General features: G+C 60.5%; 29 protein-coding genes and 1 riboswitch. Of the genes, 14 read left to right on the plus strand and 15 right to left on the minus strand.

What is annotated here, in order from left to right:
* Positions 1-102: 102 nt before the first annotated feature.
* The 6 genes from C7T36_RS16470 to C7T36_RS16495 are packed head-to-tail and all read left to right on the plus strand — an operon-like array spanning position 103 to position 2889.
* On the plus strand, positions 103-627 hold the full coding sequence (locus C7T36_RS16470; protein WP_051730671.1) for a DUF3558 domain-containing protein: 525 nt from the start codon (positions 103-105) through the stop codon (positions 625-627).
* 30 nt (positions 628-657) lie between these two features.
* Positions 658-1047 (plus strand): hypothetical protein, encoded by a 390-nt coding sequence (locus tag C7T36_RS16475; protein WP_239654822.1) that lies wholly within the window; start codon positions 658-660, stop codon positions 1045-1047.
* Positions 1048-1099: 52 nt separating this feature from the next.
* Complete coding sequence (locus C7T36_RS30785; RefSeq protein WP_375129316.1) at positions 1100-1567, plus strand: DUF3558 domain-containing protein; 468 nt, start codon at positions 1100-1102, stop codon at positions 1565-1567.
* Positions 1568-1603: 36 nt separating this feature from the next.
* A complete protein-coding gene (locus tag C7T36_RS16485; RefSeq protein WP_239654821.1) occupies positions 1604-2008 on the plus strand; it encodes a hypothetical protein in 405 nt (134 codons plus the stop codon).
* Complete coding sequence (locus C7T36_RS16490; RefSeq protein ID WP_258190616.1) at positions 1968-2528, plus strand: DUF3558 domain-containing protein; 561 nt, start codon at positions 1968-1970, stop codon at positions 2526-2528. Before C7T36_RS16485 ends, C7T36_RS16490 begins: the two co-directional genes overlap by 41 nt.
* Positions 2529-2547: 19 nt before the next feature.
* Positions 2548-2889 carry a hypothetical protein gene (locus C7T36_RS16495; RefSeq protein ID WP_239654819.1) on the plus strand — a complete coding sequence of 114 codons (342 nt, stop codon included), beginning with the start codon at positions 2548-2550 and terminating at the stop codon, positions 2887-2889.
* A gap of 56 nt (positions 2890-2945) precedes the next feature.
* Here C7T36_RS16495 and C7T36_RS16500 read toward each other — a convergent pair whose 3' ends face one another.
* Positions 2946-3407: a 6,7-dimethyl-8-ribityllumazine synthase gene (locus C7T36_RS16500; RefSeq protein ID WP_033236033.1), complete on the minus strand. Its 462-nt coding sequence runs from the start codon at positions 3405-3407 to the stop codon at positions 2946-2948.
* Positions 3408-3453: 46 nt separating this feature from the next.
* A complete protein-coding gene (locus C7T36_RS16505; RefSeq protein ID WP_033236034.1) occupies positions 3454-3966 on the minus strand; it encodes an Lrp/AsnC family transcriptional regulator in 513 nt (170 codons plus the stop codon).
* Positions 3967-4175: 209 nt separating this feature from the next.
* On the opposite strand from C7T36_RS16505, the gene C7T36_RS16510 reads away from it, so the two are divergent.
* Positions 4176-5294, plus strand: a complete 1119-nt coding sequence (locus C7T36_RS16510; RefSeq protein WP_045071513.1) for a Glu/Leu/Phe/Val dehydrogenase — start codon at positions 4176-4178, stop codon at positions 5292-5294.
* 150 nt (positions 5295-5444) lie between these two features.
* Positions 5445-6563 (plus strand): class I SAM-dependent methyltransferase, encoded by a 1119-nt coding sequence (locus C7T36_RS16515; protein ID WP_045071424.1) that lies wholly within the window; start codon positions 5445-5447, stop codon positions 6561-6563.
* A 10-nt stretch (positions 6564-6573) separates the two neighbouring features.
* Here the strand turns inward: C7T36_RS16515 and C7T36_RS16520 are convergent, their stop codons facing one another.
* The 7 genes from C7T36_RS16520 to C7T36_RS16550 form a co-directional block, all read right to left on the minus strand.
* On the minus strand, positions 6574-7920 hold the full coding sequence (locus tag C7T36_RS16520) for a hypothetical protein (RefSeq protein ID WP_045071423.1): 1347 nt from the start codon (positions 7918-7920) through the stop codon (positions 6574-6576).
* 116 nt (positions 7921-8036) lie between these two features.
* Positions 8037-8525, minus strand: coding sequence for a hypothetical protein (locus C7T36_RS16525; protein WP_045071422.1), 489 nt, complete (start codon positions 8523-8525; stop codon positions 8037-8039).
* A 172-nt stretch (positions 8526-8697) separates the two neighbouring features.
* Entirely contained in the window at positions 8698-9306 is a 609-nt protein-coding gene (locus C7T36_RS16530) for a LysM peptidoglycan-binding domain-containing protein (protein WP_045071421.1), read from the minus strand.
* 226 nt (positions 9307-9532) lie between these two features.
* Positions 9533-10336 (minus strand): ABC transporter ATP-binding protein, encoded by an 804-nt coding sequence (locus tag C7T36_RS16535; RefSeq protein WP_045071419.1) that lies wholly within the window; start codon positions 10334-10336, stop codon positions 9533-9535.
* Complete coding sequence (locus C7T36_RS16540) at positions 10333-11136, minus strand: ABC transporter permease (protein WP_045071416.1); 804 nt, start codon at positions 11134-11136, stop codon at positions 10333-10335. The genes C7T36_RS16535 and C7T36_RS16540 overlap by 4 nt, the downstream gene beginning before the upstream one ends.
* The gene (locus C7T36_RS16545; RefSeq protein WP_045071414.1) at positions 11114-12133 is read right to left on the minus strand and encodes an ABC transporter substrate-binding protein; all 1020 of its coding nucleotides are present in this window, start codon (positions 12131-12133) and stop codon (positions 11114-11116) included. The genes C7T36_RS16540 and C7T36_RS16545 overlap by 23 nt, the downstream gene beginning before the upstream one ends.
* Complete coding sequence (locus tag C7T36_RS16550) at positions 12130-12888, minus strand: TenA family protein (RefSeq protein ID WP_045071412.1); 759 nt, start codon at positions 12886-12888, stop codon at positions 12130-12132. Before C7T36_RS16550 ends, C7T36_RS16545 begins: the two co-directional genes overlap by 4 nt.
* Positions 12876-12971: riboswitch (TPP riboswitch) on the minus strand. It overlaps the preceding gene by 13 nt.
* A 105-nt stretch (positions 12972-13076) precedes the next feature.
* On the opposite strand from C7T36_RS16550, the gene C7T36_RS16555 reads away from it, so the two are divergent.
* Positions 13077-14645: a carboxylesterase/lipase family protein gene (locus tag C7T36_RS16555; RefSeq protein WP_045071410.1), complete on the plus strand. Its 1569-nt coding sequence runs from the start codon at positions 13077-13079 to the stop codon at positions 14643-14645.
* 3 nt (positions 14646-14648) lie between these two features.
* Here the strand turns inward: C7T36_RS16555 and C7T36_RS16560 are convergent, their stop codons facing one another.
* Both C7T36_RS16560 and C7T36_RS16565 read right to left on the minus strand, forming a co-directional pair.
* On the minus strand, positions 14649-15896 hold the full coding sequence (locus C7T36_RS16560; protein ID WP_233364420.1) for an MFS transporter: 1248 nt from the start codon (positions 15894-15896) through the stop codon (positions 14649-14651).
* A 148-nt stretch (positions 15897-16044) separates the two neighbouring features.
* Positions 16045-16320: a GNAT family N-acetyltransferase gene (locus tag C7T36_RS16565; protein WP_045071408.1), complete on the minus strand. Its 276-nt coding sequence runs from the start codon at positions 16318-16320 to the stop codon at positions 16045-16047.
* A gap of 558 nt (positions 16321-16878) precedes the next feature.
* Here C7T36_RS16565 and C7T36_RS16570 point away from each other — a divergent pair.
* Positions 16879-17208, plus strand: coding sequence for a hypothetical protein (locus C7T36_RS16570; RefSeq protein WP_033236037.1), 330 nt, complete (start codon positions 16879-16881; stop codon positions 17206-17208).
* A gap of 23 nt (positions 17209-17231) precedes the next feature.
* On the opposite strand, the gene C7T36_RS16575 is transcribed toward C7T36_RS16570, so the two are convergent.
* The gene (locus C7T36_RS16575) at positions 17232-17873 is read right to left on the minus strand and encodes a Type 1 glutamine amidotransferase-like domain-containing protein (RefSeq protein WP_045071407.1); all 642 of its coding nucleotides are present in this window, start codon (positions 17871-17873) and stop codon (positions 17232-17234) included.
* Between the two features lie 13 nt (positions 17874-17886).
* Entirely contained in the window at positions 17887-18705 is an 819-nt protein-coding gene (locus C7T36_RS16580; protein ID WP_045071406.1) for a maleylpyruvate isomerase family mycothiol-dependent enzyme, read from the minus strand.
* A gap of 162 nt (positions 18706-18867) precedes the next feature.
* Between C7T36_RS16580 and C7T36_RS16585 the strand changes: the two genes are divergently transcribed.
* A complete protein-coding gene (locus tag C7T36_RS16585) occupies positions 18868-20406 on the plus strand; it encodes an AMP-binding protein (protein ID WP_045071510.1) in 1539 nt (512 codons plus the stop codon).
* Positions 20407-20413: 7 nt separating this feature from the next.
* Here C7T36_RS16585 and C7T36_RS16590 read toward each other — a convergent pair whose 3' ends face one another.
* Positions 20414-20779 (minus strand): DUF488 domain-containing protein, encoded by a 366-nt coding sequence (locus tag C7T36_RS16590; protein WP_106939802.1) that lies wholly within the window; start codon positions 20777-20779, stop codon positions 20414-20416.
* Positions 20780-21055: 276 nt separating this feature from the next.
* Between C7T36_RS16590 and C7T36_RS16595 the strand changes: the two genes are divergently transcribed.
* Genes C7T36_RS16595 through C7T36_RS16605 form a run of 3 tightly spaced genes read left to right on the plus strand, consistent with a single transcriptional unit; the run spans position 21056 to position 23918 of the window.
* Positions 21056-22165 carry a Re/Si-specific NAD(P)(+) transhydrogenase subunit alpha gene (locus C7T36_RS16595; RefSeq protein ID WP_045071404.1) on the plus strand — a complete coding sequence of 370 codons (1110 nt, stop codon included), beginning with the start codon at positions 21056-21058 and terminating at the stop codon, positions 22163-22165.
* The gene (locus C7T36_RS16600) at positions 22165-22488 is read left to right on the plus strand and encodes an NAD(P) transhydrogenase subunit alpha (protein ID WP_033236042.1); all 324 of its coding nucleotides are present in this window, start codon (positions 22165-22167) and stop codon (positions 22486-22488) included. Before C7T36_RS16595 ends, C7T36_RS16600 begins: the two co-directional genes overlap by 1 nt.
* Entirely contained in the window at positions 22488-23918 is a 1431-nt protein-coding gene (locus C7T36_RS16605) for an NAD(P)(+) transhydrogenase (Re/Si-specific) subunit beta (protein WP_045071398.1), read from the plus strand. The genes C7T36_RS16600 and C7T36_RS16605 overlap by 1 nt, the downstream gene beginning before the upstream one ends.
* 58 nt (positions 23919-23976) lie before the next feature.
* Here the strand turns inward: C7T36_RS16605 and C7T36_RS16610 are convergent, their stop codons facing one another.
* Complete coding sequence (locus C7T36_RS16610; protein WP_045071395.1) at positions 23977-24615, minus strand: hypothetical protein; 639 nt, start codon at positions 24613-24615, stop codon at positions 23977-23979.
* Between the last annotated feature and the right edge of the window lie 25 nt (positions 24616-24640).

Here is a 24640-nt window from a genome sequence, read left to right on the forward strand (position 1 = left end):
TGCAAGCGAACATGGGGACGTGAACTGGGAATTTGTCGGTAGCGGGAACCGATTGAGTTTCCGGCGCATCAAATAGAGTGAGTTCATACCGAAGGGGGCCCGATGAGAATGTCGATGGGGGGTCGGCTTCTCGTGGCAGGGATTTTGGTATGGGCTTTGGTCGGATGCGGCTCAGCCGTGGAGGGGGAGGCTGAGCCGCTATCCGGTCAAGCGGGATTATTCGATCCGTGTACGGACATTCCGGATTCTGCGATCAGGGGCGTCGGACTTGATCCGTACACGAAGGAGGTTGACATCGAGGGTGTTGAAATCCCCGGATGGAAGATCTGCTCGTGGAAAGGCCCGTGGTACTTCGTTGTCATTTTTTCGAACATGCACTCATTGCAAGATATTCGGGCGAACACCGATTTCACCGGATTTCACGAAGTTGAAATCGGCCAGAGGCAAGGTGTTCAGTACTCCAGTGCTCAGGATCAAGTTGGTGCGTCCTGCTATTTCGCGACGCAAGTCAAACAAGGTTCGATCTGGCTTCAAATCTCCCGGATGGGCCTGCGTCCGATCGAGGAGCCTACATGCGTGCTCATGCAGAGATATGGTTTGGAACTTGAAACTTATTGGCCAAGTTGATGATTGAATTACTGGACAAGGGGAAGTGAAGTGGCTAATCCTGACGGATCCCAACTGTCACAGTGGCTGACTTGGAAAGACGGAATCGAACGCGGCGCCATCGCGGTGGACTTTGAGGTGGCCCGCAAACTCCGTGATAGCTGCAGCGCATTGCGTGCGGAGTTGGAAATGGCCCTTGGGGAGGTCGATTGGGTATCAAATGTGAAGGGAATGGGCACGCTCCAATCAGGTATTGATTTGGCGCGCAAATTCTCCCTGAAAGCGTCTGGAGGCGAGGACTCGCTCGAGAAGTCGCTGGTCAGTCACATCGACGTTCTCAATGAGATGGAAGCGTACTTTCAGGAATGCGTGACGCGCTATTTCGCTGTGGAGGCGGAGAATGCGGGTCGTCTGGCGCGACATGAAGTGTCAGGATCCTAGATTGGCACGGCTTCGACTTATGCTGGCAGCTTTTGTCGTTGGACTTTTTGCGATGGGCTGTGGTTCGACGGTTGAGGGCGAGCCCGAGCGTGCGTCTGGTCAGGAAGGTCTATTCAACCCGTGTACGGACATTCCGGACTCTGTGATTGAGGGAGTGGGGCTTGATCCGGCGACGGAAAGCGCCGATATTTTCGGGGTCGAACAGCCCGGGTGGAAGATTTGCAAATGGTCGGGTGAGTGGTACTTCTTCACAATATTCTCGACCGAACACCCGATTGAACGGCTTCGGGCTAATGAGGAGTATGTCGATATCGAGTCGATACCTATCGGAACCCGGATGGGCGTCGAATTTCACAAAGCAGATGACCCTTCGCTCACTCGCTGTTTCGTAGCGCTTGCAGTGGACCAAGGAATGGTGTGGCTAAGTGTGAATACAAAGGCAACATTCGTGCAAACAGAACCGACTTGTTCGTTGACACGCCGGTATGCGGATGCATTGGAAAGCAACCTCCCTCGGTGATTTCTGGGGCGGTTGAACATCGGAAGTGGAGGGACAATGCCACCGCAGTTTGAAGGTTCAGAATCTCTAGATGCTCGTTCGATGTGGTCAGCATTGACTGCTGACCTTGAGTCTGGGGGTTTGAGTGTTGACCGCGACGTCGCCCGTAAGTTGGTGTCTGCGTGTAGACAACTTCGGGACGAACTCGTTGCGATGAAGGACGGGCTTGATGACCTCGCCGCGGTGAAGGGAATGGGGACGTTGCAATCGGGCATCGACTTGGCTAAGAAATTCTCAGAGAAAGCAGTTGGTGGCGAGGACTCGTTGGAGAAAACACTCGACAGTCATATCGCTGTGGTGAAGGAGATGCGCGCCTACTTCCAAGCCTGCATCGACCGCTATGAGTCCATGGACGACGACAATGCCAACCGCATGGCGCGGCATGAAGTATCGGGTTCCTAGATTGGCAGGGCTTCGACTTATTGCGGCGGCCATTGTCATTGGGTTGTTTGCGGTGGGGTGTGGTTCAACCGTCGAGGGTGTGCCTGAGCGTGCATCTGGTCAGGAGGGATTGTTCAACCCCTGTACGGACATTCCGGACTCGGTGATCGAGGAGGTCGGTCTCGACCCTTCGACGGAACTCATCGATATTGACGGTGTAGAGCAACCAGGATGGAAGATGTGTATGTGGAAATCGACGTGGTACTTCTTCACGATCATGTCGACGAAATACACGCTTGATGATGTGCGAAGCAATTCGGATTACACAAAATTCGATGAGTCGATAATTGCTGATCGAGTCGGACTGTGGTTTCAGCGGGAATCTGACGAAACCATCGACGGGTGCTACCTAGCGTTTGCGGCATCTCAAGGTTCGGTGTGGCTCAACATCGAAGCAGACGCGGGGACGCCGCACCAAGGCTCTACCTGTGGACTTGTCGAAAGTTTTGCATTGCAGCTTGTTTCGTCCTTGCCCCGATAAATCTCCGAGAGTAGGTCCAGTGGCGAGTCAGGAATCTGGCGAACTGTTCGTCGATCCGAAAGTGGCCAAACCAATGGTTGCAGCGTGTGACGCATGGATAGGTGAACTTAAGTTGATGGTCGTGCTCAGCGAGCGACTCAGCGACGTCAAAGGCATGGGAACTCTGGAATCGGGACGCGCCTTGGCCGACAAGTTTGCAAAGAAGGCCATTGGTGGCGAGGACTCGCTGGAGAAATCTCTCGACAGCCACATCACTGTGGTGAAGGAGATGCGAGCCTATTTCCAAGCCTGCATCGACCGCTATGAATCCGTGGACACGGAGAATGCCGCCGCCCATGGGAGGCTCGAGATCCCCGAATAGGCACAAAAAATCTCGCTGAGCCGGAGGGCATCCGACTCAGCGAGACTGTGAAATGACTAGGCGGTGGGCAGAGACTTCAGCGAGGTGACCGTAGCGTCCACGGCGCGTGCTGCTTCGGCGCCCTTCTTCACGAAATGGGTGCTGAAGTAGTCGACATGCTCGGCATGCTCGTGGAAGTTGTGCGGCGTCAGAACGACGGAGAAGACCGGAACATCAGTATCAAGCTGCACTCGCATCAAACCATCGATGACGGCGGTCGCCACAAAATCGTGGCGGTAGATGCCACCGTCGACGACGAGGCCAGCGGCCACAATTGCCTGGTAACGGCCCGTCTGCGCCAAACGGCGCGCATGCAGCGGGATCTCGAAAGCGCCCGGCACCTCGAAGAAATCGACTGAATCGCGGGCGTAGCCCAAACCGACTATTTCGTCTGTGAATCCGTCACGTGCACGGTCCACGATGTTGCGATGCCACGTCGCCTGAATGAACGCGATGCGCTGTCCCTGGATGTCACTCATAACGACGAAACTACTGCACCAGGAAGCGTCGTCGCGAATGCATGTCTCAATCCTGCTGCCGCGGGAACGCCGTGGAGCGCCCCCAGCCTGCATCGTTGGTGAGGTGCTCGAGCAGCGGCTGGATTCGGTAGGGAAGAGGATTGGTCAGCGCGATCGTGGTGGTGGAATGAGTGACACCCGGAAGGCTGACGATCTGCTCCGCCAACTTCTGCAGCGCAGCGTGAGTGGAGGTGGCTACCCGCACCAGCAGATCTTCGCGTCCCGTGGTGGCGTGAATTTCGATCACCTCGGGCAACTCGGCCAAGCTCCTCGCGATGGCGCTGATCTTTCCCTGCTCCAGTTCGAGGCCCACAAATGCCTGGATGGGAATGCCAACTTCGGGGAGATCGAGATTGGGGCGGAACCCGGTGAGAATTCCGCCTGATTCCATGCGCTTCATCCGAGCCTGGACAGTGTTCCGGGCGACTCCCAACGAGTTCGCGAGTTCGGCGACACTCATGCGCGAATCCTTGCTGAGCAATCCGAGTAGCTGGACGTCGAGCTTGTCGATGCTGAGCACTTTGTGAACCTTTCTTCAGTGATCGAGGTCACTGGATGATCGTATTGCTTAGTTCAATAGATTTGCATTGACCAAATCGTAGCTCAGGAAGAGCATTGGTTCTACGAATTGCTCAGCGGAACAGTTTGCGTAGATCACTGTACCCATCGACGATTCGTCTCGATCTCACGCCTGTGTCGTACAAGTCCTTTGGAAAGGTCTATCTCACAATGACTCTCACCGCCGAGCCTGTGAACTCCGCCCACATCTCCGACGACACTGCCGGCGTATTCGATCGCGCAGACTATCTTCGCGATTACCCGCACGAGCAGGTGAGCTTCTTCCAGGATCCGGCGAGCGGACTCAAGGCGATTGTTGCAATCCACTCCACGACGCTCGGGCCGGCGCTCGGCGGCACCCGCTTCTACCCGTACGCGGACGAATCTTCCGCTGTCACAGACGTTTTGCGGCTCTCTCGCGGAATGACCTACAAGGCCGCAGTTGCGGGTGTTGATCTGGGCGGCGGAAAGGCCGTCATCATCGGCGACCCGGCAACGGCGAAGTCTGCCGAATTGCTCGGCGCCTACGCAAAATTCGTTCAGACACTTGGCGGCCGCTACATCACGGCCGGAGATGTGGGAACCAACTCGGACGATCTCGACGTGATCGGGCTCGGAACGGACTTCGTGGTGGGTCGCAATGCGAAGGCAGGTGGCTCGGGCGACAGCGCGCCGATGACGGCCCTCGGCGTTTTCCAGTCACTGTTGGCGGCTGCGCAGGCTCACTGGGGCTCGCGTGATCTGGCCGGAAAGACGGTGGGAGTCGAGGGCACCGGCAAGGTTGGGTACGAACTCATCAAGCTGCTCCTGGCCGACGGCGCGACCGTGCTGGCAACTGATGTCAACGCGACGGCACTCGACCGCGTGAAGGCGGATTTCCCGCAGGTGCAGATCGTGGACAGTGCCATCGACGCCGATCTCGATGTTTATGCGCCCTGCGCAATGGGTGCGACGCTTTCGCACGCCACAGCAGAGGCAATCACAGCCGCGGTGATCTGCGGCGCAGCCAACAACCAGCTGACCGAACCCGAGGTCGAGTCCGTTCTGAGCGAGCGCGGCATTACGTGGGTACCTGATTATGTCGCCAACGGTGGTGGCCTCATTCAGGTTGCGGGCGAGCTGAAAGAGCATACGGCTGAGCAGGTCAGGGCTCAGGTGGAGAAGATTTTCGACACGGTAGCCGAGATTCTTGCCAAGGCGAAGGCTGAAGCAATCCTCGCGGGCGATGCAGCAGACTCCGTCGCCGAGGCGCGTATCGCACAGGCAGTTCGTTTGCGCACGGCGAGCTGAGACGCCCCGCGCGAGGTCATTAATTCGGCCGGTCCCGGCTAGTGTGGAACCAGACAAGCAGATGTGCAGAACTGGAACACGCGAGCCGGGACCGGCCGCAGTGCGTCGAACGCCCTATCCGCTCCATGTCCGACGCCGGAAGGGCCTTTGATGACCGAACAGTACGTTGTGTGGACCGAGAACGATACTGAGCGCCGTGCGCTCTGGGGGTCCACGAGCGGGGCACCGGCCCCCAAGCGGATACTGGTCGCAGACGACACGATGAAGGCGGACGAAGCCTACCGATTGGCTTGCGAGGGAACAGCCCTTCTATGGCGCGGTGACTTCCAGAACGCGCGTCAACTGTCCAAGGCTGTGGCTGCCCGGATGGATCGCAAACCGCGCAGAGACTCGGATGATCCGGCACAGGCCTTCCATCTTCACCGCCAGACACAGGGCCGGCGCGCACAGATTCTCGGCATGCTCCTGATTCCCCTCGACGCGGATCTCTCGATCCCATTGCGTCGTGCGCCCGACGCCCATGTGGCGTTCACCGAGGCATTCGGCGTCACGGATCAGCTGTCGGTTCGTTCGCTGCGTGATCTGTTGGGTGCAATCGGCGCGCACGAGTGGAACCGCAAAGGCGTTCTGATTCCCGCGTTGGACGCTCGGATCCATCCGGCATTCGGAGTGTTCTCGCCCGTGCGCGGTGAGTACATCGACCTGGTGGCCGCTGCGCCGTTGCCGTCGACTGAGAGTGCCTTCGACATCGGTACCGGCACGGGGGTGTTGGCCGCGGTGCTCGCTGCGCGTGGAGTCACGGAAGTGACGGCGACGGATCAAGATCCCCGGGCCCTGCAGTGCGCGCGGTCCAACCTCGACAGGTTGGGTTACAGCGATCAGGTGACGGTGATCGAGGCCGATCTGTTCCCGGAAGGTGCTGCGCCACTGGTGGTCTGCAACCCGCCGTGGATTCCGGCCAAGGCAACCTCGCCGATCGAATACGCGATTTACGACCCGGCCGGAGCGATGTTGAAAGGCTTTCTGACCGGAGTGGGGGATCATCTCGCGGAGGGCGGCGAGGCCTGGCTGATTCTCTCCGATATCGCCGAACACCTGGGCCTGCGCACGCGGACCGAACTGCACGCGATGATCGCAGCAGGTGGATTGACGGTGATCGATCGCATCGACGTCAAACCGACGCACGCCAAGGTGAGTGACCGAACGGACGCTCTGCATGCCGCGCGTGCGCGTGAAACCACCTCGTTGTGGCGGCTTCGTCGGCGCTGAATTTTCGACGTCAGGACGGGTCGTCGAACAGAGTTTCCTGAGTGGGGTCGGCAAATAACCCCATTTGTTCGGGCTGCGGTTTTGCCGGCGGATCCGACTTGGCATCGGGCAACACAACCAGACGAAGTGCACCGCGCAGGCGATCGACCATGCGTTCCCACGTACTGACCTGGTCATTGAATCCGGCGGCTTCTTCAGCGTCGTCGCGGCTGTGTGCGTCGACGGCTTGGCTCCGCAACTGGATCTGCCACTCGTTGCTGATGTGGAGCAACTGCAGGATCAGGTCGCGGTCGCGTCCGCACACGTCGGCGACGGCCTCGAGGTCATCGGCAACATCGAGATCGAGATGAAGCAGCGTCTCGAGTTCCGGCGGCAGATCTTCCATGGTGAGCTCGGGTTGAAGTGTGCCCGACTCGCCGCCCTTGTTCGCGAAGAAGAGATCGCCGCCCAAGCGCGACGCGAACTCGTCGTCGACGGTACGAAGGAACGACGTCAACGAGGCGCACGTATCGGTGAGATGTTTGGGCACAAACGGTGAGCCCGCGACTTCGAGGAAGACGGACAACCTGTCGTCGATCAGAACGAACTTGATCCGGGACCATTTGCGGTTGAGGTCCGCGATGACCTCGCTGGCGCGGGTGCGATCGCTGATGTCCTGTACCAGCGGTGAGAACAGTTGAACGTCAAGCGAATCCGAGAGCGGTCCGACGAACATGACGGTGGAGCCGACGCGAATGGGGATGTCTCCGTCGCTGTCGCGTTCGGGGAGGCTGCCGAGCATGGGAACCAGGGCAAGGGTGACAAGTTCTTTGAGATGGTCGACGTCGTTGGGCAGGTACGCCGCAGCGGGATCGAGCAGCGGTAACTCGTCGACGGTGGTGGCCGACGGATCGAAATCCGGTGTCAGCTGATTGCCGGTGAGATCACTGGACAGAAACGCCGGGTGATGGACACCGAAAACCGTGCGAAATGCCGCAACGGTCATCGAAGCCAGTTGGTCCGACCAGTTCTGCCTCTTGTCGACGCAGAAGGCGGGGGAGCTGTTGTCGGTATCGGGACCGTCCGACGGGGGAGCCCAGCCGAGCGCGACGAGAGTCTCGAGGCCGGACTCGTCGAGGGCGAACCGCGGGTGCAGAAAATTGTTGGAGGGAACCTCACACCGCACCATGTCGGTGTCCCAGATCAGGAACTGGACGCAGGGCGCTCCGCCTTCAGCGGTGTCGATGTCGGAGGTTGCAGCCTCGACAGCAAGGACGTCACCGTCCACCATGATCGAGATGTGGTCGGCCAGGCGTGCCTGAAATTCCGCCCACGCTCGGTCGACACTGATATCGAGGTCGAATCCGTGCACGGCCATCAGTCACCTCCTAACGCAACGCTGAGACCTATACGGTAACGCGAGGTGCCGACAAAGCAGCTGTTTGCAGGTAGGGGATGTAACGCCGGTCACCGTGATAGTTCACGGCGAATGTCTCAGTCTCCGCTGGACGGGCGCTCTGAATCGATGGTGACGACCGGGATTCCTGTGCTGGTCGGGACCGTCGTAGAAGTCACGGTTCCGGACGGGCGCGCGCTCGACGGCGTCGCTGACGCAGGAGTGGACGAAGCAGGCGTCGATGACACCGCAGTGGTGGAACTGGTGCTTGATACAGCAGTGGTGGACGTTGTCGTCGACGCCACTACGGATGTCAGCGGTACGTTGCGCGGGGCCGTGAGCTCGGGTGCGACCTGCCACGTCGGTGTCGGTGGAATCACGACGGTAGGTACGACTATCGAGGTGTAGAACGAGGCAGGTTCGATATCCGCGAGTGAGTCGACGGTGACGGTGGAAACCAACGCGGGCGGGGTGACGATCGGGCCGCCGCCGCCGAATGCTCCGGCTGCTCCACCGAAGAGGAAGCCGGAAGCGACAGAAATGCCGGCAACTGTGAGCGCGCCGACCATGACAGTTCTGTCTCTCATGCACAACCTGTTCTCCGGGAGCAGTACGCAAAGCACTGTAGGCGAAATCGAACAGTAGTGGCACATCGAAAACTATTGGGTGGGACGCGAATAAGTGTGTTGTAGAACACAAAGGCCGCTTCACGTGCAAAACCCCGGGCGTTGAACGCCCGGGGCCTCGCGGCGAAACAGGCTATGCCGGGATGGTCAAAACCTGGCCGGCGTTGATGAGATCCGGGTTGGCAATACCGTTGGCATCGGCGATGCGCTGGTACTGGTTGCCGTCGCCGTAGAAGCGTTCGGCGATCGCCCAGAGGGTGTCGCCGCCTTCGACCGTGTAGGTCTGCGCTGCCGGAGCGGCGGGAGCCGGTTCGGGCTCCGGTGCTGCCGGGGCAGGCTCCGGGGTGGGCTCAGGTGCGGGAGCTGCGACGGCGGTGTCAGTGGACCACAGGATGCGGTCGCCTGCGGACAGAACGACGTTGCGATCGTCCTGCACCGAGAGGGAGACCCCTTCGTTGCCGGAGGTCTGCGATGCCCAGACTGCGTCCCCGTCCTTGTAGAGGACGAAGTTGCCGTCAGCCTGCACGTCCGCGCGGTTAGCGCCCGATCCGTTTGTGCCGGCTGCCCAGACTGCGCGGCCGTCCTCGGAGAGAACCAGGTTGCCGTCTTCCTGCAGGGTGAGGGCGTAGGAACCGTTGTCGGACTTAAGTTCCTGGCCGATAGCGAGACTCTGGCCTGACTGCAGTGTGCTCACACTGTCCCTTTCCAAATCTGTTGCGGTGGGGTCCTGCCACGCAAGCATCACTCGCCAGTTACCTTGCGGTGAGTGGTTGCGTAGGCGGTCCACACTACGTTACCGGAGAGTTTTGTGGAACGTCCGACACACATACTTGAATTTCGGCGAGCGCGATCTCTCTGGTAGTGAGCAGTTTTGGTCGCCAATAGATATTTCCGAGGGTTGACCTGGGCGTCGATCAATCGGTCTGGCCTGAACTCTCGGTGAACTGCGTGTGACTCTCAGCTTATCTTCAGTAATCGCCAGGAGGGGACTGATCGGACAGTGCGGTCAAAGTCTCGCTGTGCAGCACCTGGAGCAATTCGCGCTCGACCGCGGCAAATTCTGGCGAGGTGATCATGTCAAGTTCGCGGGGGCGCGGAAGTGGCACGTCGACGACGCGTTTGACCGTGGCGGGCCGTGCGGAGAGAACGACGACGCGATCGGACAGATAGATGGCCTCACGAATGTCGTGGGTGATCATCAGAACTGTCCACCGATACTGCTGCCACACATCCTGGAGCCAGGACTGCATTTCGGTTCGGGTCAACGAGTCGAGGGCGCCGAACGGTTCGTCGAGCAGCAGAACGGGCTTGCCCTGAACTACGGTGCGCAGCAGGGCAGCCCGCTGGCGCATGCCTCCCGACAGTTGCGACGGAGTGGCATTCTCGAAACCCGACAGTCCGAAGGCGGCAAACAGCTCTCGTGCCTTGTTGCGTGCGGTTTTCCGCGGCACACCCTGTACTTCGAGTCCCAGTGCGGTGTTGTCGAGAACCGAACGCCACGGAAACAGGAGATCCTTCTGAGGCATGTAGGCAGTCGGGATGCCGCTTCCCGAGTCCGGTAGACCAACGGAGATGGTTCCCGACGTGGGTGTTTCGAGTCCGGCTAAGACATTGAAGATGGTGCTCTTGCCGCATCCACTCGGTCCGATGATCGACACGAATTCGCCTGGGGCAGCGTAGAACGACACGTCGTCGAGAACCTGTCGCGTGTCTGCCCGGGTGCTGAATTCCTTGCTGAGTGAGGCCACGTCGACAATGCGTTCGGTGCTCATCGCGGTGTCCTTTCGCTCAGAGCCCACGGCGCAACGACGCGTTCCACCGCAAAGGTCAGTAGGTACAAGGTGACACTGATCAGAGCGGTCACCAGAACCGCAGCAAGGACCAGGTCGGTGCGGAAGGAATTCTTCTGGGTGCTCATGTAGATGCCCAAACCGGAGGTCGCGCCGACGTATTCGGAGAACACCGCCCCCACGACGGCGTAGGTGATACCGATGCGCAGCGCCGTGAAGAACCGTGGAATTGCCGACGGGAGTCGCACGTACCGGAATTCTTGCCAGCGGGAGGCACCCATGCTGCGCAGGAGCGCACCGGCTTCACGATCGGCCGCGGCAAAACCCTCGATCAAACCGATAGTCATCGGGAAGAACGTTGCCAGCGCGATCACCAGAACCTTCGGCAACAGTCCGAATCCGAACCAGATGATCATGAGTGGGGCGATCGCGATGATCGGCAACGTCTGCGAGACGACAAACAGTGGAACCAACGCGCGCGAGAGCCATGGTGAAAAGTCCACCACCACAGCAAGAATCCATGCGAGTGCCAAAGAGACGGTGAATCCGATCAGCGTCACCTGAAGCGTCGACAACGCATGGCCGGAGATCACGTCGCGGTTGTTCCACCCCTGCGAGAGCACTCGGCCTGGCGACGGCAGAACTTGGGGACGGATGCCGCTGACATCGACGTAGATCTGCCAGGCCGCAACGAGCAAGATCACCACGGCGAGCGCAGGCAACGCTCGCCGTGTGACGGATCCCCATCGAGTCGCCACTTCAGGGCGCGTCGAGGTACTCATTGGTGAAGTATTCCGACCAATTCGGTTTCTGAGTCAGCGTATTGCCGTCCGGGCCTGCCAGTAGGCCGTTGTCGAAGAGGAAACCCGAATAGCCGGACCATGTTTCGAGATTCTGGGTTCCGACAACGCCGTTTGCGTCCAACATGTAATCAGCGGCAAGCATCCGTTGGCTGTCCCGCACGAGGTCCTCGTCGGTGAAGGCGCCGGGATTGGCATCGATGAGATCCTGTGCAGCGCGATCGGGATCCTCGGCGGCGGTCTGATATCCGCGCTGCACGGCCTTGACGAACTTGGCAGCTTCCTCGGGGTGATCCTTCATCCACTGCTGATTACCGTTGATCACAATGGAATACGCGTCGGGAAATCCGTAATCGGTGTACTGGAAGTAGCGCATCGGGGTTCCGTTGCGCTCCGCTTCGAGACCTTCCCACGCAAAGTAGGACACCGTGAAATCAGCCTGCCCCGAATACACAGCTTCGTAGGCGGACGTACCCAACGTGACGGTCGTGAAGTCGCCGGTCCCGCCGTCATTGCGAATCACCTGTTGCAGCGTTTCGACCTCGCCGGGATCGCCGAAGCCGGCGTAGACCTTGCCGTCGAGATCCCGCGGACGGGTGATGTCCGATCGGTCGGCTTTGACGCCGATTCCAGTGGCACGGTGCTGAAGTGGCGCGATGACGGAGACCGTGTCCGCGCCCGCAGCGCGAGCGAACGTCGCCTGGCTCTGGGTGCTGATCCCGAACTCGGCGTTGCCGGCATCCACCAGGGTGTCGGGGGAGGTGTTGTTGTAGGGAAGGATCGACACGTCCAGTCCGGCGTCGTCGAAGTAGCCCTCCTGCATCGCGACGTAGAGCCCGGTGTGGTTGGTGTTGGGAGTCCAGTCGAGTGCAAACCGGATGGCATCCGAAGATTCTGTGCCACTGGAACATCCACTGATCATGGTCAGTGTGGCTGCGAGAGCTGCGGTCGTGGCGAGAACACGCCTTACCGAGATCATGACGCGGGCCAAGGCTGCGGGTGCAATGCCGAATCCCAGAACATCAGCTCGAATCGACTTGCGATTCGGAACGCCTCGCTCATCGCTTCTCGATCTGCTTCGGTAGCGGCGTCGGCTGCTGCGTCGACGAGCTCCCGTGCCTTCGCGACGGACTCGTGGAACTCCGGCGCGTCGTAGGTGCTGACCCACTGCGCGTAGGGATGCGTCGGATCTGCATCCAGAACTTCCCGCGCTGACGCGGCCAGGTCGCGGCCGACCTCGGCGTAAATCCAGAAGCAGGGGAGTACCGCAGCGGCCGAGACGGCGTACGGCGCGGTGGCGGCAGTCGCGATCAGATAGGACACGTATCCCAAGCAGGCTTGTGAATGCTCGAGCCGACTGGTCTCGGCCGGCAGAATCCCGCCGGCGAGAAGGCCGTCATGCAGTGACGACTCGACTGTGGCTGCCGTGGATGCGGAGTTGGACCAGAATCCCGCTGCCTGCGGGTTCGGGGCGTGAGCGGCAACAAGAGACAGCGCTTGGGAGTACCCCTCGAGATAGAGCTTGTCTTGCTCGATGTAGGTGCGGAACGCGTCGAGCGGCAAGGTGCCGTCGCCGAGTCGGCGCAGGAATTCGAGTGAGTCGATGGACTCACGCAGCACTTTGGTCTCGTCCCAGAGGCGGTCGGTGAATCGGTCCGAAGTCGATTCGATGAGCGCCGTGTTCGAGACGGACGTATTTTCGGCAGAACTGTATGCAGGCTGTGTGGTAGCCATGACATCCCTTCGTCAGCATTACCTGATCAGGTTCCCGGGTTTGATCTCAGCCCCGCCCATGCGGAGCACCCCGTGTCAGAACAAGGCGACCTTAACACCGCCGCTTTTCGTTGCTCGTCCCCACCTCTCGGAAATTGGTAGGTTTGGGACAGATTCTCTCAAAGTCGAGGTCGTGAGGAGATTCAGGCATGGACACCGAGATTCGACCGGGAGACACAGGCGAGAGCACCCTTGTCGTCCATACCCCAGCCGGTGACGTCCGGGGATATGCCGATGGTTCGGTTTTCGCCTGGAAGGGTATCCCGTACGCGGCCGCCCCGACCGGGGAGCGAAGGTTCCGAGCGCCACTACCGGCCGAACCATGGGACGGCGTGCGGGATGGCCGCGCCTTCGGTCCCATCGCACCGCAGGGGCAAAGCCCGGCGGTGCCGATAGATCGGGCGTTTGTGGTCGACGAGGATTGTCTGTCCGTCAATGTGTGGGCGCCACGACCAGACGGCACGCCGCGGCCGGTTATGGTGTGGATTCACGGCGGTGCCTATTGTCTGGGTTCGGCAGCCCAAAGCATCTACGACGGTCGGCACCTGGCGGAGACCGGTGACGTTGTTCTCGTCTCGTTCAACTACCGCGTCGGCGCGATGGGGTTCCTGGACTTGTCTTCCTTCTCGACACCAAACGTGGTGTTCGAGTCGAATTGTGGCTTGCGCGACCAGATTGCAGCGCTCGAGTGGGTGCGTGACAACATTGCTGCGTTTGGCGGTGACCCGGGTGAGGTGACGGTATTCGGGGAGTCGTCGGGTGCCGGTTCCATCACGACGTTGATGACGTGCCCAACAGCCGAAGGCCTATTTCATCGCGCGATCGCTCAAAGCCCGCCGGCCACATCGGTATACGGACGTGATCGCGCGCGCTCGGTGGCACTCCGCTTCCTCGAACTGATCTCGATTGCCCCAGGCGATGCCGGCGATCTGATCGACGCCGATCTCGAACTGATCATCAAGGCCGGTGACGAACTGGTCAACGAAATCCCGACCCGCATTCCAGGAACCCTCGCCATGGCCCCAGTGGTGGATCGAGATCTGGTGCCGCACTACCCCGTTGCAGCTTTCCAGAAGGGGTATGCCCACAGAATCCCACTGATCATCGGATCGAACAAGGACGAGGCGTCGATCTTCAAATTCATGAAATCGCCGTTGATGCCGGTGAGTGCGCAGTCGGTGGAGGCGATGCTGCAGGCACTGGCCGACGACCACCCGGACATTTCGCCGACGCGGCTGGCCGAGATCATGTCCGCCTATCCTGATCACGCCAAACCCAGCGGTGCCTTGGCGCTCTCGCGTGACGCGGCGTTTCGGATGCCGACACTATGGATTGCCGACGCGCATGCACGGCACTCGCCGACGTGGCTCTATCGATTCGACCACGCCACGCCCATGCTCAAGGCCGCGCGCATCGGAGCCGGGCACGCAACCGAATTGCCGTATGTTTTCGGCAATTTCGGAACCCTGGACGTCGATCCGACATTCTGGTTGGGTGGACGCAAGGCTGCAATGGAGGTGGCCGGTCGGATGCAACGACGGTGGCTGGCATTTGCCCGGCATGGAGTGCCGGCCGCGCTCGACGGGTCCAAACACTGGCCGCCGTATGACGAAGAGGCTCGATCCACGCTACTGATCGATTCGCCGGACTCGTTGGTCCACGACGCTGACGAGGTGCTGCGCATCGCCTGGGGGACCGAGGTGATGGGATTCAAATAGCGGTCAGGGGTGATCGAGTTCGCGCAGCACCGGAAGCGCCGCGCACACGATCGCGATGACAACGATCGGAATCGACAGTGCCACAAAGGTTGATGCAATACCGAGCTGATCGAGAAGTGGGCCGACAACGAGGTATCCGAGTGGACCGGCGGCGTAGGCCGTCGACGTCATCACACCGACAACCCGGCCTCGCATGTGCTCGGGGCTGCGAGTCTGCATGGCGTAGTTGGCTATCGGCCCCACCGGGCCGTACACAAGACCTTGCAGGCCCGCCAGGACCAGAATCACCCACAACGGCGGGAGCAGGGCCATCGCGAGCATGGCAACGCCGAGCACGCCGACTGCACAGATCATGATCAGTCGCCGAGACATCAGGGGAGCAAGCGGCGCGTACGCCAAGGCGCCCACGATTCCACCGATCGCCAACGCCATCAACACCGACCCGAGCTGTGCGGGTTGATCGAGCTCGGTGAAATACACGGGGAAAACAACACTCTCCACCGGCATGTACAAAGCCACGACGGCCATGTCGACCAGTGCCAGAGTTCGGAGAAGCTTGTTGTTCCACACGAACTTCAAGCCCTCGAGTGTGCCGTGCCAGATGGACGCCGGACGTAGGCCGGGGTCTGGTGTTCCGGCGTCGGCCAGACGGATGAAGGCAACGACGATGATCGAAAGCACGAACCCCGCCGCAGTCACCCAGAGGGTGCTGACCGCGCCGATCGTGGCGATCAGGACGCCGCCGACTCCGGGACCGATCAGATACGCGACGTTGTAGTTCGCCTCGTACAGGCTGTTGGTCCGATCGAGCTTCCACCCCGCGGCGCGCGTCGCCGCCGGCAGCATCGATTCTCGCGCTGCCATGCCGGCCGGATCGAATGTTGCACCGAGCGCAGCGAGAGCGGCGATCACCGGAATGCTCAGACCTGAGGTGACCGCGAAGATGGGAATTGCCGAAGCCGACACAGCGGACAACGCGTCGGACACCAGCGAGGTGCGCCGACGACCGAATCGATCGACGAGAGTGCCGGAGAACAAACTTGCGATCAGTAGTGGCACGGCGGCGGCACCGGCAACAATTGCCGCGTCGGTGGCGCGCCCGGTGCGCTCGAGAACGAGCCAGGGGATGACCACCATGGAGATGCCGTTTCCGATTGCGGAGAACAGCGTCGCGAGGTTGATCAGAACCAACGGAAGGTAGTGGATCTGTTCGGACGTGCCCGCGCGTCCGAGTCGGGGCGTGACAGTCACGGACATTCCTTCCGGGCAGCGGGGCAGCAAAAGTGCTGTTTCCATCAACACTGCCCGACCAACACTGCCCGACGCGCGTCATGTCCGCGACTGATTTTTGACGGCTCGCTCGGCCTCGGGGTCAGTTATCCCCGAGGCAACAAGCGAGTTACAGGAGGATCTGAAACTCCGGATTCTGCGCGACGAACTTTTCGACGTACGAGCAGGACGGGACGATCTTCTTGCCGTCCGACTGCGTTTGTGTGAGGGCTTGCCGCACGACGACGGCAGCGAGCCCACGGCCACGGAATTGCGGGTAGGTGACGGTGTGGTGGAAATCGCGCACACCATCCGATTCGGAATACTCCGCAAAACCTGCGAGTTCGTCGTCCGAATAAATATCGAAGCGGCTCTCGTCGACGTTGTGCACGATCTTGTCGGTCATTGTTGGTGGCTCCGTATCGGTGAGGGATGTCTCCTCGACGGTACCCGGGTCTGTGGACGGCGCGGGAGGCGCTTCGAGTCAGCGGTCTTCGATTGCTGCTCGCCCAATTGGACAGCCGTTCAAAGCTGATCGTGTAGGGCGTTGTGTCGTCAGAAATAGGCTGTGTACTAGGGATTCTTGGTGTGAAGATGCATGGGAAAACGGCGATACATGTGATTTGCTACCGTAACGATCCCACCTGATGAGATAGTTGAAAAAGATTTTTTCGCAACCGGGCGTGTTGCTCTCCTGGAGGCCGAAAAAACGGGCAAATCGCAGGTCAGGCCGACTGGCTCCAGATATGGACCAATGTCGTGAAGGCGATGGCCTTAGGTCTCGAATAGGCACTGACACGGCAACGTTTTCCAGAGCGCAACCCAAACGAAGCCTTGGGGGGTTAGCGTGTGCATCGTCGGGGATAAACGAAGCGTTACAGGGTCACCGGAAAAAGGTCTCGGGTGCATCCAGGCAACGGGCAGTCGTCACATCGTCGTCGAACACTTCGAGGAAGGAACGCACATGATTTTCGGACAGCGTGAGTCGAACAGTTACCTGGCTGCAATATTTTCGTACGACTTCCTCGATGAGCACATCGGATACGAGACGATTGCACGCATTCACCGCGGCGAGATCGACGACTGGATCCGCGACCTTGCGGCATCCGGACTCTTTTCCGCGGCCGAGGTTCGAGCGGCAGAACTCGCGTGGCACAAGAACCCACGGCTCCTTCTCGACGCGCTCCTCGAAGATGCGGACGAAGTGTCGGTCAAGCGGTGGGAAATCGCGTGGGCGCGACTCGATCGCCAGTCACATAGCGTTCACCCGGCGCCCGTCGCCGAGCACGGTTGAAGGGCAACTGACGACTGAGGTCGTCAGATGACGTCTGCCTCGCCGCCGTCGACAACCACAACCTGCTGATCGCTCAGCACCCTAAACGGAATCCGTTCTTTTGTAAGTATGGCGATTGTTCGTGCCGTGGCCGCAGGATCCTCGAGTACAGAACCACCGCCGTGTGGAACAATCGCGAAATCGACGAGTCCGAGCCCGGTCCACACCGTCTCGATTCCGCACGTGGCCAGTACATCGGACGGATCATCGGTGACGTCCAACCCGGTCAAGGTCGGTGTGGCCACAGCAGCGCCGGCGCTGTATCCCGCGTAGGCAAGATCTCCATTACGGACAAGGCGTTCGAGGACGTCGTCCGCTCCCGTCCGCGCTAACTGCGCCCGCAGGACAAAGGTGTTTCCGCCGCGGACCCAGACGCAGTCGAACGTCCGCAGTGCGTGCTCCAGTGCGTCGGGTGAGGGAGCGTAGTCGCGGATGTCGAGTTCCTCGGCGTCGTATCCCGCTCGGCGTAGTGGCGTCAGTTCGCTGGTGACCGCGGACGCTCGGGCGGCTGCCGGCCAAGCGTCTGCGGCCGCCGCGATGACGGCGATCCGAGCGCCAGGGCCGACCAGTTCCGCGAACCGTGTGTGGTGGTCGCCGAACCGGTACGACGCCAGGAACAACTTCATCGGACGGCGTGGTTCAGATCGTGAACGCAAGGTTGTCGAGAATCCGTTTGCCGAGCGCGTGATCGCCTACGATCGTGATCTCGTCAAGATGATCAGCCGCGCGGACCCGTCCGCAGGCAAGTCTCGTGAAGAGCGAGGAACTCATCCGCACGGTCACGGTGGGCGGCTCATCGAGCGTCGGAACCAGAGCGGCGCGACCGTCGACGGCGATGTGTAGTTCGCGGGTCAGCGGGCCGCCGAGATCGAAGGTGATGCGCGAGCCGTCCGGTGCCTTGCCCCGTTTGCCGACAACAAATCCGAGGGAACTCGAGATTTCCTTGAACGCCATTTCCGCGCGCGGACCGCCCTCGTCTCCGGGAGCCCTGACGGCGTCGCGGATGTCGAGCTCGTGTAGCCAGCAGTCGAACAATCGGATTCGCATGAAGCGGCCGTACGGCGCCGGGCCGACGGGAGTGGAAGACTCTGCATTCCAATCGGATTCGCTCAAAGTGCGAAGGGTAGCGGTGCGAGCAGACGTGATCTCGCGGTACTGCTCGAGTAGTTGCGGCGACGGGACCCGTCGAAGTCCCTCGACCCAGCGCTCGTTGAATGCGCCGATCTCGTTGTGAACGTGGGGGAGGGCGTGAACGTTGACGTCTGTGGTCGGCGGTTCGATTCCCGAGAGCAGCGATTCGGTTCCGATCAGGTGCGCGGTGATGTCGTGCACCGTCCACCCCGGCAGATTGGTGGGGGAGAACCAGGCGTCGCCGTCGAGGGCGGACAGAAGCGAGTCGATGACCTGCCATTGCTCGATCAACAAACCGGTGACGGATTCCTGGGGCCAGTCGCTCATAAGACTTTTCTCCGTAGATTTCGATGGTTCACTGACTTCTCACTGTAGGGCGAGAAAGTTCGGCCGCCGAGCCAACGGTGCCGTTCTGCCGAAATCGAATCGGACCGCGCCGCCTTGTGATAGACCGGGGTGGACGGACGAGAAGCTGATTGAGGAGTGCGCGTGTTTCCTGGAAATTTTGTTGCTTCCACACCGGACAAGCCGGCGATCATCCGTCCGTCGACCGGTGAGTCGATCACGTACCGGGAACTCGACGAGCGGTCGATCGCACTCGCCCGGCATCTGCGCGGGCTGGGGATGAAGCCTGGCGATCATGTTGCGCTCATATCGAACAACGACTTGCGTGCGTTCGAAGTGTATTGGGCCGCACTGCGGTCCGGCTTCTACATCACCGCAGTCAACTGTCACCTGACGGCGCAGGAGTCGGCGTACATCGTCGACGATTGCGAGGCGAAAGTACTGATCGCGTCCGCTGGAGCAGCACACGCTGTTCCGACAGATCCGGCGCTGACGCCGCGAGTTCTCCACAGATTGGTGTACGGGGGTGAGCTCGCGGGATTCGAAGACTACGACGCGGCTGTCTCGGCGCAATCGACGGAGCCTTTGGATTTGCAACCCCGCGGCACGGACATGCTGTATTCCTCGGGAACAACCGGTCGCCCCAAAGGGATCAAGGGAGATCTGCCGGAAGGTGAAGTCGACGTCACGATGGATCCGTTTACCGCCGTGTTCGCGCCGATGTACGGATTCGATTCCAGCACAGTCTATTTGTGCCCGGCGCCGATCTATCATGCTGCGCCGCTGCGGTTCTGCGGGGTCATCAACTCGGTGGGCGGCACAGTGATCTTGATGGACAGCTTCGACGCCGAGACGGCGCTGTCTCTGATCGGCGAGTACGGCGTCACGCACAGTCAGTGGGTGCCGACGATGTTTGTGCGGATGCTCAAACTTCCCGAGGAGACACGACTCGGATACGACGTGTCGAGCATGAAGGTGGCCATTCATGCCGCGGCACCGTGCCCGCCGGAGGTCAAAGCGTCGATGATCGACTGGTGGGGTCCGGTGATCAACGAGTACTACGCGTCGACGGAAGGTGCGGGCGCGACATTCATCAACAGCGAGCAGTCGCTGTCGCATCCAGGTTCGGTCGGTCGTGACGGAGTAATGGGGATTGTCCATATCTGTGACGATTCCGGCGCGGACCTTCCCGTCGGTGAGGTCGGCACAGTCTTCTGGGAACGTGAGAAGTTGCCGTTCCGCTATCACAACGATCCGGAGAAAACTGCGTCCGCGCAGCACCCCGATCATCCGAACTGGACCACGAGCGGCGACATCGGGTACATCGACGACGAGAGGTTCCTCTATCTCACCGATCGGGCGGCATTCACCATTATTTCGGGCGGCGTCAATATCTATCCGCAGGAGTCGGAGAATGTTCTGACTCTCCACCCGAAGGTTTTCGACGTCGCGGTAATCGGAATTCCCGACGACGAGATGGGTGAACAAGTCAAGGCGGTCGTCCAGTTAGTGGACGGAATCGAGCCTTCGGCAGATGTCGCCGAAGAATTGCTGAAGTACGTGCGTGATCGCGTTTCGCATTTCAAGGCGCCGCGGTCCATCGATTTCGCCGACGAATTACCTCGAACTGCCACGGGAAAACTCGTCAAGCACAAGTTGCGATCCCAGTATGTGAATAGTTGATCAATCGTTACACCATTGTTCGGAGATAGTCGGCCAGCACCGACGCGTGGCTGTGGGTGAGGTCCTTGCTCGCGGTGAGCAGCACGATGGGGTGCGGGTCCGCTGCGGGTGTGACGCGCGCCAGGTACTCGCGGACAGGACGTGCGTCGAGTTCTGCGCGATATCTCGCGGAAAACGTGTCGAAGCGAGTCGTGTCGTGGCCGTACCACTTTCGTAGTTCGGAAGATGGGGCCAATTCCTTGGCCCAGTCGTCGAACGACAACTCGTCGCGTCGTATCCCGCGCGGCCAAAGCCGATCCACTAACAACCGCACCGCGTTTTCCGAACCGGACTGTTCGTAGATCCGTTCTACGACAATTTTTCGACGCTTCACGATCGACACCTCATGCATCGATTGTGGTTCACATCGTGGAATTGGTCGACACCCCGATGTGATGGGGCTCACATTATACTGACTTGTACATAGGTAAAGATACTGTTCGGACTCGATTCAGATGAAGAAAGTAGTTCTCCGTGTTCACTTTGCACGGAGAAGTCTGGCTAGTATCAGTCACCATTCACCCAAAAGCGGGTCATCTTCCGCTCATCCCATGTTGGCCGCCGCTCATCGCAGCAGGCGAACCACCAACCGCAGAAGGTAATGGAACAAATGGAAACATCGAAGAGCGCACAAGTGCGTCCGTCGGTCGGCGTCCCTCGGGAGTCGAGTGACGGTGAGCGTCGGGTCGCGTTGGTGCCGAAGATCGTGGCGGCTCTGATCGGTAAGGGCGTCGACGTTGTTGTCGAGTCCGGTGCCGGTCTGGGTGCGTTGATCCCGGACGAGTTGTACACCGCTGCCGGCGCGAAGATCGGCGATCCGTGGACCGCCGATGTTGTGGTCAAGGTCGCGCCGCCGTCGTCGGACGAGATCGGCAAGATCAGCTCCGGCGCCAAGTTGATCGGGTTCCTGAACCCGCGCAACGCGGACAACCGCATCGCCGAGCTCAAGGCTGCCGGGATCGAGGGGTATGCGGTGGAAGCTATTCCGCGTATTTCCCGTGCCCAGGTGATGGACGCTCTGTCCTCGCAGGCAAATGTGTCCGGCTACAAGGCTGTGTTGCTGGCGGCGTCGGAGTCGACGCGATTCTTCCCGATGCTCACAACGGCTGCCGGTACGGTCAAGCCCGCGACGGTGCTTGTTCTCGGTGTCGGTGTTGCCGGTCTGCAGGCACTGGCCACGGCGAAGCGTCTCGGTGGCCGCGCCACCGGCTACGACGTGCGACCTGAGGTAGCCGATCAGGTGCGCTCGGTGGGCGCACAGTGGCTCGATCTCGGTATCGACGCAGCCGGTGAGGGCGGATACGCCCGTGAGCTCACCGACGACGAGCGCGCGAAGCAGCAGCAGGCTCTCGAAGACGCCATCAAGGGTTTCGACGTTGTGATCACCACGGCGTTGGTTCCGGGTCGTCCCGCTCCGCGTCTGGTGACCGCGGCCGCTGTGGAGGGTATGAAGCCCGGCAGCGTTGTCGTGGACCTTGCCGGTGAGACGGGCGGAAACTGCGAGTTGACCGAGCCGGGTCAGACCGTCGTCAAGCACGGCGTCACGATTTGCTCGCCGCTGAATTTGCCGGCGTCGATGCCCGAGCATGCCTCGGAGCTGTACTCGAAGAACATTTCCGCGCTGATCGAACTGATGTTGGTGGAAGGCGCACTCGCGCCCGATTTCTCCGACGAGGTTCTGGCCGGTGCGTGCGTCACCCGTGAAGAGAAGGGCGCCTGATGTACACATCGTTGTTGTCGAATATCGCGATCCTGGTGTTGTCCGGGTTCGTCGGTTTCGCGGTGATCTCGAAGGTCCCGAACACTCTGCACACCCCGCTGATGTCGGGTACCAACGCCATCCACGGCATCGTCGTCCTCGGCGCACTCGTGGTTTTGGGCAAGGTACACGATCCGTCCATCGGACTGCAGATCATCTTGTTTGTCGCACTTGTCTTCGGAACGGTCAACGTTGTCGGTGGCTTTGTGGTCACGGACCGCATGCTGGCGATGTTCAAGGCCAAGCCCGCCGCCAAGACTGTTTCGAAGGATGGTGACCAGTAATGGAATACCTGGTCAATGGTTTGTACATTGTCGCGTTCTCGATGTTCATCTACGGTCTCATGGGTCTTACCGGCCCGAAGACCGCGGTGCGCGGCAACCAGATCGCCGCTGTCGGCATGCTCATCGCCGTCATCGCGACGCTGATTTCCATCCGTGACACGGAGATGGGGAACTGGATCCTCATCGCGGCCGGTCTGATCATCGGTGTTGTGCTCGGTGTTCCGCCGGCGCTGCGCACGAAGATGACGGCCATGCCGCAGTTGGTGGCACTGTTCAACGGTGTCGGCGGCGGTACTGTCGCGTTGATCGCGTACGCAGAATTTCTCGACTCGGACGGTTTCACCGCGTTCCAGCACGGTGAGTCCCCGACGGTGCACATCGTCATCGCATCGCTCTTCGCTGCGGTGATCGGTTCGATCTCCTTCTGGGGCAGCGTGATTGCGTTCCTGAAGTTGCAGGAAGCCCTGCCGGGTCGCCCGATCGGCATCGGCAAGTTGCAGCAACCCCTCAATGCTCTGCTGCTCATCGCCGCTGTTGCATTTTCGGTGATCATCGGTATCAAGGCGATCTCCCCGGAAGGCCCGACCAGTTCCCTCTGGATCGTCGGTGTCCTCGTACTCTCGGGCATCCTCGGGCTGATGGTGGTGCTGCCCATCGGCGGCGCCGACATGCCCGTCGTGATCTCCCTGCTCAACGCACTCACCGGTTTGTCGGCTGCCGCAGCAGGTTTGGCGCTCGACAACCAGGCCATGATCGTGGCCGGCATGATCGTCGGCGCGTCGGGCACCATCTTGACCAACCTCATGGCGAAGGCCATGAACCGTTCCATCCCGGCTATTGTTGCCGGCGGTTTCGGTGGCGGCGGCGGAGAAGCCGCATCCTCCGACGGTGTCGTGCGCACCGCGAAGGCGACCTCCGCGGCCGATGCTGCCATCCAGATGGCGTACGCCAATCAGGTGATCGTGGTTCCCGGTTACGGTTTGGCCGTGGCGCAGGCTCAGCACGCCGTCAAGGACATGGCGAAGTTGCTCGAGTCGAAGGGCGTCGAGGTCAAGTACGCCATTCACCCCGTTGCCGGTCGTATGCCCGGTCACATGAATGTTCTTCTCGCCGAGGCGGATGTCTCGTACGACGCGATGAAGGAAATGGACGACATCAACGACGAGTTCTCCCGCACCGACGTCACGTTGGTGATCGGCGCGAACGACGTCACCAACCCGTCGGCGCGTAATGATCCGAACTCGCCGATTCACGGTATGCCGATCCTGAACGTGGATCAGTCGAAGTCCGTCATCGTGCTCAAGCGTTCGATGAACTCCGGCTTCGCCGGTATCGACAACCCGCTGTTCTTCGCCGAGGGCACGTCGATGCTCTTCGGTGACGCGAAGAAGTCCGTCGCCGAGGTCACGGAAGAACTCAAGGCTCTGTAAGTTTTTCTGCTTCAGAAAAGGGCGCCTACTCACGAGGGTGAGTAGGCGCCCTTTCGGTTTACAGGTGGATGCGCCGATCGCGGGAGAACGCGATGGCTGCCGTATCCGGTCGTGCTGCTTCACGTTTCGCGGCGACCGGCGAGTGCTCCATCAGAATGGCTGCCACACAACCCCAGGCCGCTGCGATCAGGAGTCCGGCAACCACACCAAAGATTCCGCTCATCTCGGTGGCGACCACACTGACCGCGACTGCGGCGACTCCTGAGATGCCCAGTCCGACAATGACGGGTCGACACCGCGGCGCAGAGATCAGAACAGCCGAACCGTACAACGCTGCTGCGGCAACAACATGCCCGCTGGGAAGCAAGGCCGTCGGCGCATCCGTGAGCCATGAACCCAGCGCAGCACTGGTCAGATTTGCGCCCACCCCGAGCATGAGTATGGCGCCGATACCGTACGGCAATGTGCGGATCATCGATACCGCGGCGAGGGCGGCGGTGGCCGTCAATACCGCCGTGACGTCCACGATGCGGACGATCTGATCGGCAACGGATCTCAACGATTCCGGAACAGTGACCGTCGGTGAATCAGGTCGGAGAAAGTACAAAATACCGAGCGCTGCGGCACACAATGCGGCAAGGGCGAGGAAGCGGGTTGTAGCGGACGGGGAGTGGGGGGCGGAGGTCGAGACGGTCACATGTCCAGCATCCCTGCTTTGTCTG

Source organism: Rhodococcus sp. AD45-ID (genome assembly GCF_003023755.1).
GTDB classification, from domain to species: Bacteria; Actinomycetota; Actinomycetes; order Mycobacteriales; family Mycobacteriaceae; genus Rhodococcus_F; species Rhodococcus_F globerula.

What these genes read in the sequence shown, in the direction of transcription:
- C7T36_RS16470 (WP_051730671.1), top strand. Translation starts at nt 103, where the DNA reads ATGAGAATGTCGATGGGGGGTCGGCTTCTCGTGGCAGGGATTTTGGTA.
- C7T36_RS30785 (WP_375129316.1), top strand. Translation starts at nt 1,100, where the DNA reads ATGGGCTGTGGTTCGACGGTTGAGGGCGAGCCCGAGCGTGCGTCTGGT.
- C7T36_RS16485 (WP_239654821.1), top strand. Translation starts at nt 1,604, where the DNA reads ATGCCACCGCAGTTTGAAGGTTCAGAATCTCTAGATGCTCGTTCGATG.
- C7T36_RS16490 (WP_258190616.1), top strand. Translation starts at nt 1,968, where the DNA reads ATGCCAACCGCATGGCGCGGCATGAAGTATCGGGTTCCTAGATTGGCA.
- C7T36_RS16500 (WP_033236033.1), bottom strand. Translation starts at nt 3,407, where the DNA reads ATGAGTGACATCCAGGGACAGCGCATCGCGTTCATTCAGGCGACGTGG.
- C7T36_RS16510 (WP_045071513.1), top strand. Translation starts at nt 4,176, where the DNA reads ATGACTCTCACCGCCGAGCCTGTGAACTCCGCCCACATCTCCGACGAC.
- C7T36_RS16515 (WP_045071424.1), top strand. Translation starts at nt 5,445, where the DNA reads ATGACCGAACAGTACGTTGTGTGGACCGAGAACGATACTGAGCGCCGT.
- C7T36_RS16520 (WP_045071423.1), bottom strand. Translation starts at nt 7,920, where the DNA reads ATGGCCGTGCACGGATTCGACCTCGATATCAGTGTCGACCGAGCGTGG.
- C7T36_RS16525 (WP_045071422.1), bottom strand. Translation starts at nt 8,525, where the DNA reads ATGAGAGACAGAACTGTCATGGTCGGCGCGCTCACAGTTGCCGGCATT.
- C7T36_RS16530 (WP_045071421.1), bottom strand. Translation starts at nt 9,306, where the DNA reads ATGCTTGCGTGGCAGGACCCCACCGCAACAGATTTGGAAAGGGACAGT.
- C7T36_RS16535 (WP_045071419.1), bottom strand. Translation starts at nt 10,336, where the DNA reads ATGAGCACCGAACGCATTGTCGACGTGGCCTCACTCAGCAAGGAATTC.
- C7T36_RS16540 (WP_045071416.1), bottom strand. Translation starts at nt 11,136, where the DNA reads ATGAGTACCTCGACGCGCCCTGAAGTGGCGACTCGATGGGGATCCGTC.
- C7T36_RS16545 (WP_045071414.1), bottom strand. Translation starts at nt 12,133, where the DNA reads ATGATCTCGGTAAGGCGTGTTCTCGCCACGACCGCAGCTCTCGCAGCC.
- C7T36_RS16550 (WP_045071412.1), bottom strand. Translation starts at nt 12,888, where the DNA reads ATGGCTACCACACAGCCTGCATACAGTTCTGCCGAAAATACGTCCGTC.
- C7T36_RS16555 (WP_045071410.1), top strand. Translation starts at nt 13,077, where the DNA reads ATGGACACCGAGATTCGACCGGGAGACACAGGCGAGAGCACCCTTGTC.
- C7T36_RS16565 (WP_045071408.1), bottom strand. Translation starts at nt 16,320, where the DNA reads ATGACCGACAAGATCGTGCACAACGTCGACGAGAGCCGCTTCGATATT.
- C7T36_RS16570 (WP_033236037.1), top strand. Translation starts at nt 16,879, where the DNA reads ATGATTTTCGGACAGCGTGAGTCGAACAGTTACCTGGCTGCAATATTT.
- C7T36_RS16575 (WP_045071407.1), bottom strand. Translation starts at nt 17,873, where the DNA reads ATGAAGTTGTTCCTGGCGTCGTACCGGTTCGGCGACCACCACACACGG.
- C7T36_RS16580 (WP_045071406.1), bottom strand. Translation starts at nt 18,705, where the DNA reads ATGAGCGACTGGCCCCAGGAATCCGTCACCGGTTTGTTGATCGAGCAA.
- C7T36_RS16595 (WP_045071404.1), top strand. Translation starts at nt 21,056, where the DNA reads ATGGAAACATCGAAGAGCGCACAAGTGCGTCCGTCGGTCGGCGTCCCT.
- C7T36_RS16600 (WP_033236042.1), top strand. Translation starts at nt 22,165, where the DNA reads ATGTACACATCGTTGTTGTCGAATATCGCGATCCTGGTGTTGTCCGGG.
- C7T36_RS16605 (WP_045071398.1), top strand. Translation starts at nt 22,488, where the DNA reads ATGGAATACCTGGTCAATGGTTTGTACATTGTCGCGTTCTCGATGTTC.